The 9,302-nt window shown below is 72.2% G+C and carries 7 protein-coding genes and 1 pseudogene; 5 read left to right on the forward strand and 3 right to left on the reverse strand.

The features are described from left to right. The first annotated feature begins 1 nt into the window (after position 1). Together ACWDSL_RS21730 and ACWDSL_RS21735 are read left to right on the forward strand one after the other, a co-directional pair. A complete protein-coding gene (locus ACWDSL_RS21730; protein ID WP_450487735.1) occupies positions 2-1,459 on the forward strand; it encodes an aldehyde dehydrogenase family protein in 1,458 nt (485 codons plus the stop codon). A 113-nt stretch (positions 1,460-1,572) separates the two neighbouring features. After that, positions 1,573-2,118 carry a DinB family protein gene (locus ACWDSL_RS21735; protein WP_450487737.1) on the forward strand — a complete coding sequence of 182 codons (546 nt, stop codon included), beginning with the start codon at positions 1,573-1,575 and terminating at the stop codon, positions 2,116-2,118. A gap of 142 nt (positions 2,119-2,260) precedes the next feature. On the opposite strand, the gene ACWDSL_RS21740 is transcribed toward ACWDSL_RS21735, so the two are convergent. Then, positions 2,261-4,732: an ABC transporter permease gene (locus ACWDSL_RS21740; RefSeq protein ID WP_450487739.1), complete on the reverse strand. Its 2,472-nt coding sequence runs from the start codon at positions 4,730-4,732 to the stop codon at positions 2,261-2,263. Further along, positions 4,726-5,484, reverse strand: coding sequence for an ABC transporter ATP-binding protein (locus tag ACWDSL_RS21745; protein WP_450487741.1), 759 nt, complete (start codon positions 5,482-5,484; stop codon positions 4,726-4,728). The genes ACWDSL_RS21740 and ACWDSL_RS21745 overlap by 7 nt, the downstream gene beginning before the upstream one ends. Before the next feature lie 133 nt (positions 5,485-5,617). On the opposite strand from ACWDSL_RS21745, the gene ACWDSL_RS21750 reads away from it, so the two are divergent. From ACWDSL_RS21750 to ACWDSL_RS21760, 3 genes are all read left to right on the forward strand, one after another. Continuing rightward, complete coding sequence (locus ACWDSL_RS21750) at positions 5,618-6,928, forward strand: sensor histidine kinase (protein WP_450487743.1); 1,311 nt, start codon at positions 5,618-5,620, stop codon at positions 6,926-6,928. Then, positions 6,901-7,560, forward strand: coding sequence for a response regulator (locus tag ACWDSL_RS21755; RefSeq protein WP_450487745.1), 660 nt, complete (start codon positions 6,901-6,903; stop codon positions 7,558-7,560). The genes ACWDSL_RS21750 and ACWDSL_RS21755 overlap by 28 nt, the downstream gene beginning before the upstream one ends. 109 nt (positions 7,561-7,669) lie before the next feature. Further along, on the forward strand, positions 7,670-8,356 hold the full coding sequence (locus ACWDSL_RS21760; protein WP_450487747.1) for a PadR family transcriptional regulator: 687 nt from the start codon (positions 7,670-7,672) through the stop codon (positions 8,354-8,356). Between the two features lie 625 nt (positions 8,357-8,981). Here the strand turns inward: ACWDSL_RS21760 and ACWDSL_RS21765 are convergent. Beyond that, positions 8,982-9,302, reverse strand: a pseudogene (locus tag ACWDSL_RS21765) (hypothetical protein); the annotation flags it as partial.

Here is a 9,302-nt window from a genome sequence, read left to right on the forward strand (position 1 = left end):
CATGTCCTACTTCTCCGAGCTGGCCTTTCAGTACATCGATGGTGAGTGGCGGACCGGCAGCGGTTCCTGGGACATCGTCGATTTCAACCCCTACAACGGGGAGAAGCTCGCCTCGATCACCGTGGCCACCGTCCAGGAGGTCGACCTGGCCTACCGCGCCGCCGAGCGGGCGCAGCCGGAGTGGGGCGGCACCAATCCGTACACCCGGCGCCTGGTCTTCGAGCGGGCCCTGCGGATCATCGAGGACCGTGAGAAGGAGCTCACAGAGGCGATCATCGCGGAGTGCGGTGGCACGCATGTGAAGGCGGGGTTCGAGCTGCACCTCGCCAAGGAGTTCCTCCGCGAGGCGATCCAGCTGGCGCTGCGGCCCGAGGGGCGCATTCTGCCCTCGCCGGTCGACGGCAAGGAGAACCGCCTCTACCGGCTGCCGGTCGGTGTGGTCGGGGTCATCAGCCCGTTCAACTTCCCCTTTCTGCTGTCGATCAAGTCGGTCGCCCCGGCGCTCGCGCTGGGCAACTCCGTCGTGCTCAAACCGCATCAGAACACTCCGATCTGCGGTGGCGGGCTGGTCGCCAAGGTCTTCGAGGACGCCGGGCTGCCCGCCGGGCTGCTCAATGTGGTGGTCACCGACATCGCCGAGATCGGCGACGCCCTGATCGAGCACCCGGTGCCGAAGGTCATCTCCTTCACCGGCTCGGACAAGGTCGGCCGCCATGTCGCCACCGTCGCGGCCTCCCACTTCAAGCGGTCCATCCTGGAACTGGGCGGCAACAGCGCCCTCGTCGTCCTCGACGACGCCGATGTGGACTACGCGGTGAACGCCGCCGTCTTCAGCCGCTTCGTCCACCAGGGCCAGGTCTGTATGGCCGCGAACCGGGTGCTCGTCGACCGCCGGATCGAGCGCGAGTTCACCGAGAAGTTCGTCGCCAAGGTCGAGTCGCTGAGGGTCGGCGACCCGAGCGACCTGACGACACATATCGGCCCGCTGATCAACGAGGGCCAGGCCGAGGCCATCAGCTCCCTCGTCGACCAGGCCGTCGCCGAGGGAGCCACCGCGCTGGTGCACGGGCGGACCGAGGGCACCCTCGTCGCCCCCAGCGTGCTCACCGGGGTCGCGGAGGACGCCGCGATCCTCGGCCAGGAGATCTTCGGCCCCGTGGTCCTGCTGATCCCCTTCGACGGGGACGAGGACGCCATCCGGCTCGCCAACGCCACGGAGTACGGGCTGAGCGGCGCCGTGCACACCGGCGATATCGAGCGCGGGGTGAGCTTCGCCAAGCGCGTGCGCACCGGCATGATCCACGTCAACGACAGCACGGTCCACGACGAGCCGATCGTGCCCTTCGGCGGCGAGGGGAACTCCGGGCTCGGACGGCTCAACGGCGACTCCTTCGTCGAGGACTTCACCACCACCAAGTGGATCTCCGTTCAGTACGGCCGCAGCCAGTTCCCGTTCTGAGCCGCGGTGTGGTCGGTTGACGTGTCGTTGAGGACAGAAGCTGACCGCAAGGGCCCGTAGTGTCGGAGACATCGGGAGACGGAACTCCCGATGGACCGACGGAAGGCGGACCCATGCCCACTCTGGTGAACCAGGAAGCCCACGGCGACGAGGCCGGAGCCCTTCTGGGCTTCCTCGACGCCCAGCGCGGCGCCGTCCGCCGGACGCTGCACGGCCTCACCGACGAGCAGGCGCTCCTCAAGCCGTCCGCCAGCGAGCTGTCGCTGTTCGGCGTGCTCAAGCACGTCGCCGAGGTTGAGCAGGCCTGGGTCGAGGACGCCAAGCAGGCGCCGCACTCCATCCCGCGCGACCACTCCAACTTTCACCTGAGCTTCGAGCCCGAGGAGGGGCGGGCGACGGTCAAGGAGGTGCTCGCCTTCTGGGACGGGGTGGCGGCCGAGACCGAGAAGTTCATCCGTTCGCTGCCCGACCTCAACGGAACCTTCCCGCTGCCCCCGGCGCCGTGGTTCCCCGAAGGCAGTGTGCGCTCCATGCGCTTTCTCCTGCTCACCTTGATCCAGGAGATCGGCCGCCACGCCGGCCACGCCGACATCGTCCGCGAGACCATCGACGGCAAGACCGCCTTCGAGCTCATCGACGAGGTCGCAGCGGGGCAGTAGCCGACGGGGGCGTAGCAGGTCGGGGGTGTAGCAGACCGGGGGCAGCTGGTCGGGGGGAGCCGATCGAGGGAAGCCGATCGGGGGGAGCCGATCGAGGGGGGATCGGGGGTGGTCGCTCGGGCAGCTCGGGCAGGCGACCGGTTCACCGCCGCGGGGTGAGCCGGGGCCGCAGCGCGCACCAGGCGGGCAGGACGGAGGAGACCACCGCCAGCAGCCCGCAGGCGGCCACCGCCGCGCCCACCTCGCCCCAGGGCACCGCGAGCGAGGCCGGGACCGACAGCCGCCCCAGCGCACCCCACAGACCGAGCAGTTGGACCCCGGCCACCGCCGCCCCGAGCAGCGCGCCCACGGCCACAGTCAGCACCGCCTCCGCCGCCACGGCCCGCAACACCTGGAAGGTGGTGGCCCCAGCCAGCCGCAGAGCCCTCAGCTCGGGTATTCGGTCGGAAGTGGCCATGACCAGCGTCCCGGCGAGCGCTATGCCCGCGTAGACCAGGGCGATGCCGACCACCACCAGCAGGCCCAGCCGGGTCTGCGGACTCGTCCGGGGATGGACGTCCGCCACCCAGGCGTCCCGCGTGAGCACCTGTCCGCTCTCCGACCGCACCGCCGCCCGCAACCCCTCGGCGACGGCGGCCGCGTCGGCCCCGGGCCGCAGTCGCACCTCGATACGGTCCACCGCGGCGCCGCGCGCGTTCCGCCAGGTGACATACGCGCCGTTGTCGCCCGTGCCGGTCCGCAGGACCGCGACGATCCGCAGCGTCGCCTTCCGGCCGTCGCCCAGCCAGACGGTGACCCGACGGCCGACCGTGGGCCGCTCCCATTCCTCGTTCACCACGATGCCCCGGTCGTCCAGGTCACGGACCGAGCCGGAGACCACGGGCAGCCGCCCGACGGCCGCGAGCCGCGCCGGATCCACCGCCCGCGCCGCCGACTTGACCAGCGCCGACTCTCCGTCACGGGAGAACACGGCGGTGGTCGCGGACACGGACACCAGCGCTCCAGGGACATCGGACACCCGCCGCACCGCGCTCGCGCTCAGCCCCTCGGAGCCCGCCCCCGCGGTGACCACGAAGTCGGCGCGGGTCTGGGCGCGCAGCTCGGCCGCCTTCGCCTGGCTCACCGTCGCGGCCGCGCCCAGCAGGGATCCGGTGAGTGCGACCGTGATCAGCACCGGCGCGGCGACGGACGCGGTCCGCCGCACCCCGGCCGAGGCGCTTTCCCGGGCCAGGATCCCCGTCGCACCGGGCAGCCGGGCCGGCAGCTGGCCCAGCGCCCGCACCACCGGCCGTACCAGCAGGGGCGCCAGCAGGCCGACCGCGGTGATCAGCACCATGGGCTCGGTGGTGTAGGTCTTCCGCTTGAGCAGTTCTCCCGGGTCGTCGGCCAGCGTCCACCCCAGCGTCGCCACCCCGGCCAGCAGCAGCCCGGCGCCCAGCAGCCGTCGGGTGAGCGGCATGGTCCGGCTGTCCACGGCGGCCTCGCGCAGCGCCTCGGCCGGCTCGACCCGCCCGGCGCGCCGCGCCGCGGCCCACACCCCCGCGAGCGCCACCAGCAGACCGGTCGAGAAGGCCACGGGAAGCGGCCAGAAGTGACCGTCGACGGTGAACCATTCGGGTGCCACCCCGCCCTCCACCAGCCGCCGCGCGAGCCATGGCGCGCCCCAGGTCCCCAGCGCGCAGCCCGCGGCCGAGGCGAGCACCCCCACCACCGCGGCCTCCGCGAGGACCACCCGTCTGAGCTGGCCGGGGGTGGCCCCCGCCATGCGCAACAGGCCGAACTCCCGGCGCCGCTGGGCCACCGCGAAGGCGAAGGTGGAGGCGACCACGAAGACGGAGACGAAGCCGGTCACCCCGGCCGCCGTGCCGAGCAGCGCGTTGACCGTGAGCAGGGCCCGGCTGTCGCGGTCCGGGTCGGGGTCGGCCCGCCGCCGGTCCGCGCCGGTGAGGACCCGCGCCCCGGCGGTGTCCGCCACCGCCTCGCGTACTTCGGCGGCGGGGGCACGCACCACCAGCGCGTCGATCCGGGGCGAGAGGCGGGCGGCCTCGTCGTCGGTGAAGAACACCGCGCTCTCGAAGGCCGACCCGGGGACCGTGCCGACCACGATACGGGTCTCGTCCCCCGAGGCGGTCCACACGCGGATCCGGTGGCCTACCCTCACCTCGCTCCCCGCGACGACCACCTCCCCGGCCTTCTGCGGCGCCCGCCCGGCGGTCAGCCGGTACGGGGTGAAGGCCGCGGCGGACCAGGGGTGGCCGACGGTGCCCTGGGGGAGCGCGGCCGAGCGCACGGGGAAAGTGCGGTCCGGTGTCACGGGGCCCAGCCGCCCGAGCCGGGCCACCAGCTCGGGCGGCACCGGGCGGGGGCGGGCCAGCGGCGCTGACACCTTCCCGGTGTCCGGTCCGCGTCGTACGGGAACGGTGAGGGTGTCGGCGCCGCGCACCACCACCGGCGCGGCGGCGAACCGCTCCGGGCCCCGCCGGGGGGCGTCCAGCGTGGAGGCCAGGGCCAGGCACATGGTGGCGATCAGCGCGACCCCGAGGCCCAGCGCGACAAATGTGCCGACGAGTGTGATCCATCGGGTCCGCAGACCGCCGAGTGTCATCCTCAGCACGGGACCGTCTCCAGCCGCGTCAGCCGGGCGGACACCTGCTCGGCGGTCGGCTGCTGGAGCTCTCCGCTCACCCGCCCGTCGACGAGGAAGACCACCCGGTCGGCATACGAGGCGGCCACCGGGTCATGGGTGACCATGACGACGGTCTGCCGCTCGGCGTCGACCAGCTCCCGGAGCAGCCGCAGGACATCGCGGCTGGTGGCGGAGTCCAGGGCGCCGGTCGGTTCGTCGCCGAACAGCACCTGGGGCCGGGTGATCAGGGCGCGGGCGAGCGCCACCCGCTGCTGCTGGCCGCCGGACAGCTGACTGGGCCGGTGTCCGGCCCGGTCCGCCAGCCCCACCCGGGCCAGCGCCCCCTGTATCTCCGCGCGCGCGGGCGCGCGGCCGGCCAGCCGCAGCGGCAGGGCCACGTTCTGCGCGGCGGTCAGCGAGGGCAGCAGATTGAAGGACTGGAAGACGAAGCCGATCCGCTCCCGGCGCAGCCGCGTCAGCCGGGTCTGGCTCAGCCCTTCCAACGGGGTGCCGCCGATCGACACCGAGCCGGAGTCGGGCCGGTCCAGGCCCGCCGCGCACTGCAGAAGCGTGGATTTGCCGGAGCCGGAGGGGCCCATGACCGCGGTGAAGCTCCCCGCGGGAAAGGAGAGGCTGACGTCGTCGAGCGCCGTCACCCCGCTCGCTCCGGAGCCTGAGTCATAGCGCCGGCTCACCCGCGAGAGCCGGACCGCCGCGGTGTCCAGGTCAGTTCGTGTCATGCCTTCCAGACAACCGGCCCCGGCCCGCCCGTTCACGACCACTGGGCATAGTTCCGGGGTATGGCCAGCCATACCCCCAAGACGCCTACTGGACCGACTGTGGCGAGGGGGTGCCGGACCATACCGTTCTTGCATGTCCACACGAAATGTCCGGCAGGCGCTGTCTAAGCCCGGCTACCTGCGATCCGCCTGGCCCTGGCGCGCGGTGCTGTATCTGATGAGCAGCGCGCCCGTCGGGGCGCTCGCGCTGCTCGGCATCGTCGTCTTCGCCCTGGTCGGCGGGGTGTTGACGATACTGGTGATCGGGCTGGTGGTGCTGGCCGGGCTCGGGCTGGCCGGGGTGCCGGTCGGCGCGATCGAGCGCCGCCGGCTGCGGCTGGTGGACAACAGCCCGGCCCGTAATCCGCACCGCACACCGGACGAGCCGGGGCTCCTCGCCTGGGCGCGCGTGCGGTATCAGGAGCGGACCACCTGGTACGAGCTGGCGTACACGGTGCTGTTCGCATTCGGCCTGTGGATGGTGGACATATTCGCCCTGCTGGGGGCGCTGGGGGCGCCCTTGGCGATGATGGCCACTCCGATACTGCTGGCCCTGGACGGCGGCGACCAGGCCCAGGCCCTCAAGTACTGGTCGGTCACCTCCTATCGCGAGGCGTCCGCGTGGTCCCTCGCCGGGGTGATGCTGTTGCCGGTCGGCCTCTACTGCCTGGGTGTCTTCGCCGGGCTGCGCGCCGCGTTCGCCCATGTGCTCCTCGTGGGCCCCGAGGGCGAGCTGCGCGAAGAGCTCGGGGAGGTGGCCCGGTCGCGGGCCCGGCTGGTGCACGCCTTCGAGGCGGAGCGCCGGCGCATAGAGCGGGATCTGCACGACGGCGCCCAGCAGCGGCTGGTGGCGCTGACCATGACGCTGGGCCTGGCGCGGCTGGACGCCCCGCCGGGGCCGCTGGCCGACCAGCTCGCCAAGGCGCATGGCGAGGCGGGCAAGGTGCTGGCGGAGCTGAGGGAGTTGATTCATGGAATACACCCCCAGGTACTGGCCGACCGGGGCCTGGAGGCGGCGCTGGGCGACGCCGCCGACCGTTCGCCGGTCCCCGTGCTGGTGAACGCCTCAGGGCTGGGGCGGCTGCCCGAACCGGTCGAGAAGGCCGCGTACTTCGTGGTCTGCGAGGCGCTGGCCAATGTCGCCAAGCACAGCGCGGCGGGGCTGGCCGAGGTCGGGGCCGAGATACGGGAGGGCTCGCTGTTCGTGTCCGTCCTGGACGACGGAGTGGGCGGCGCGGTCCTGCTGCCGGGCGGCTCGGGAGGCCGGGCAGGAGGCAGCGGGCTGACCGGGCTTTCCGACCGGGTGGCGGCGCTCGATGGGACACTGAGGCTTTCCAGCCCGCCCGGCGGGCCGACGATTCTGAGCGTGGAGATACCGTGCGAGCCGATCGAAGTCTTCGGCTAGTCCTGGCCGAGGACAGTGTGCTGCTGCGTGAGGGTCTGGTGGGGCTGCTGGCCCGCTTCGGGCACGAGGTCGCCGCGGCCGTCGGCAACGCTCCCGGGCTGCGGAAGGCGGTCGCAGAACACTCCCCGGACCTGGTGGTCACCGATGTGCGGATGCCGCCGGGGCAGAGCGACGAGGGGCTGCGGGCGGCGGTCGCCCTGCGCAAGGAGCAGCCGGGGCTGCCGATCCTGGTGCTGAGCCAGTATGTGCAGCGGACCTATGCGACCGAACTGCTGGACTCCGGCGACGGCACGGCGGTGGGCTATCTGCTCAAGGACCGGGTCGGGCAGGTCGAGGAGTTCATGGACGCGCTGCGCCGGGTGGCCGACGGCGGCACGGTCGTCGACCCGGAGGTCGTGCGCCAGCTGTTCCGCCGCCGGCGCGACCCCCTGGACCGCCTCACCTCGCGTGAGCGGGAGGTGCTGGCCCTGGTGGCCGAGGGCAAGTCCAATGCGGCCATCGCCCGTGAGTTGGTCGTCTCCGAGGCCGCGGTGGGCAAGCACATCGGCAACATCCTGGGCAAGCTCGATCTGCCCCCTGGCGAGGACACCCACCGCCGCGTCCTCGCGGTCCTGACGTTCCTCCGGGCGTAGGAGGAGGGTCGGCCAGTGGCGGGACGGGGCTGACCATGGCCGGGTGGAGGCGGTCTAGCCTGGACAGCGGCGGGCCCTTGGAGGGGCCGGGAGGGAGAGAAGACGGGCGATGTCAGCGATCCGGCTGCTGGTGCTGGGGGCGGTGCGCCAGCATGGGCGGGCCCATGGCTACCAGGTCCGTAACGACCTGGAGTTCTGGGGCGCCCATGAGTGGTCCAATGCCAAGCCCGGATCGATCTACCACGCGCTCAAGCAGATGGCCAAACAAGGCCTGATGGTCGCTCATGATGTCGCGCCGAGCACGGCCGGCGGACCGCCACGCACCGAGTACGAGCTGACCGACGCGGGGGAGGAGGAGTACTTCCGGCTGCTCCGCGAGTCATTGGTCCGCCATGACCAGAAGATCGACGAGCTGACGGCCGGGGTGGGCTTTGTCGTCGACCTTCCGCGTGCCGAGGCGATCTCCTTGCTGAAGGAGCGGGTCGCGGCCCTGGAGGAGTGGCGGTCCGTGGTCACCGCGCACTGGATGCCGCCGGAGGCCACCCCCGATGCTTGGAGCCATATCGGCGAGATCATGAAGCTCTGGGTGCACTCGGCCGACAGCGGGGCGCAGTGGACGCGCGGGCTGATCGAGCGGCTTGAGGGCGGGGCGTATGTGATGGCCGGTGAGGGGAAGCGCTCGGTCGACGTGCTGATGGACAGCGTGGAGCGCGCGGTCGGCGCCGAGGGCCCCTGCGCGCCGCCGAGCGGTGAGGGCGATACCGAGGCGGGGCGGCGCTCGCAGGGCTCGACCTGACCGCTCCGTAACGAGTCCAGACACGCCCGAATGCCGCGTGAGCCACACCATCACCGTCCCTGAGCTGATTGGCTGATATTAGCCGTATCGGGCATTCCGAACAGCTTGAGTTGCTGATCGTGGATGCTGGGCCCCCGAACGGTGTTGGGGCCGTGGGGCGGGCGCTTTCCGGGTGGGCGCGCTCGCGTCTGACGCACCGCGGGGGTGCTGCGCGAGGTTCGTGCCGGAGCTGTCTGCTCCGTGCGGTCTGAGGTGTGGTGACTCGACGCTGCGGGGGCGGTTGTCCCGGTGCGATCCTCCGGTCGCATGGCCCCTGTCTCAGCACGCCGCAAGGCGGTGGTGGCAGGGGTTTGGCGGGGTCCGTCATGCCTGCGTCGGGCTGTACCCCGCCCACGGCCCAGCTTCTCCCGCCCGGTGGCGCGGGTGTCAGCGAAGTCCAGGTTCTCGATCACCAACGCCGCACACTCATGCCGCTGGGCGAGGTGCAGGAGTTGGGAGGTTGCCGCGCGCAAGCGTGCGTCGCGGGTGGTGGCCGGCAGTCCGGACAGTTCCAGAGGGATCGTGTGGGGGGCGCCGACGGGGTTGCCGCAGGGATCCAGGATCCAGGCGGCCAGGTGATCGGCGTTCACATCCACAGCGAGCACCGGATGCCGGCGCAGCGTCTCAAGGGCCGGGGCCGGGGCCGTCGGCCCTTATCCGTCTGGCCCTTGGCGGTGGTGGACCAGGAGGCATCCAGGTACCAGCGTCCGCGGGTCGGGTCGTAGGTGATGTCGTAGCGGACCGAGGCGCCCGAGGCGATCCGGTCCGCCCACTGTGAGCTCCGGTGGCTGAAGTTCGCCGCCGCATCCAGTACATAACGCCCGCGCGGGGCGTTGGCGTACGCCTGGCGCAGGGGACCGGGCAGCACCATCGCGATCGTGCCGTCGGCGGGGTCGATGCCGATGGT

The organism is Streptomyces sp. NPDC000941 (genome assembly GCF_053599555.1).

Coding starts and splice junctions, on each gene's coding strand:
- ACWDSL_RS21745 (WP_450487741.1), bottom strand. CDS start 5,484: ATGACACGAACTGACCTGGACACCGCGGCGGTCCGGCTCTCGCGGGTG.
- ACWDSL_RS21730 (WP_450487735.1), top strand. CDS start 2: ATGTCCTACTTCTCCGAGCTGGCCTTTCAGTACATCGATGGTGAGTGG.
- ACWDSL_RS21760 (WP_450487747.1), top strand. CDS start 7,670: ATGTCAGCGATCCGGCTGCTGGTGCTGGGGGCGGTGCGCCAGCATGGG.
- ACWDSL_RS21735 (WP_450487737.1), top strand. CDS start 1,573: ATGCCCACTCTGGTGAACCAGGAAGCCCACGGCGACGAGGCCGGAGCC.
- ACWDSL_RS21750 (WP_450487743.1), top strand. CDS start 5,618: ATGTCCACACGAAATGTCCGGCAGGCGCTGTCTAAGCCCGGCTACCTG.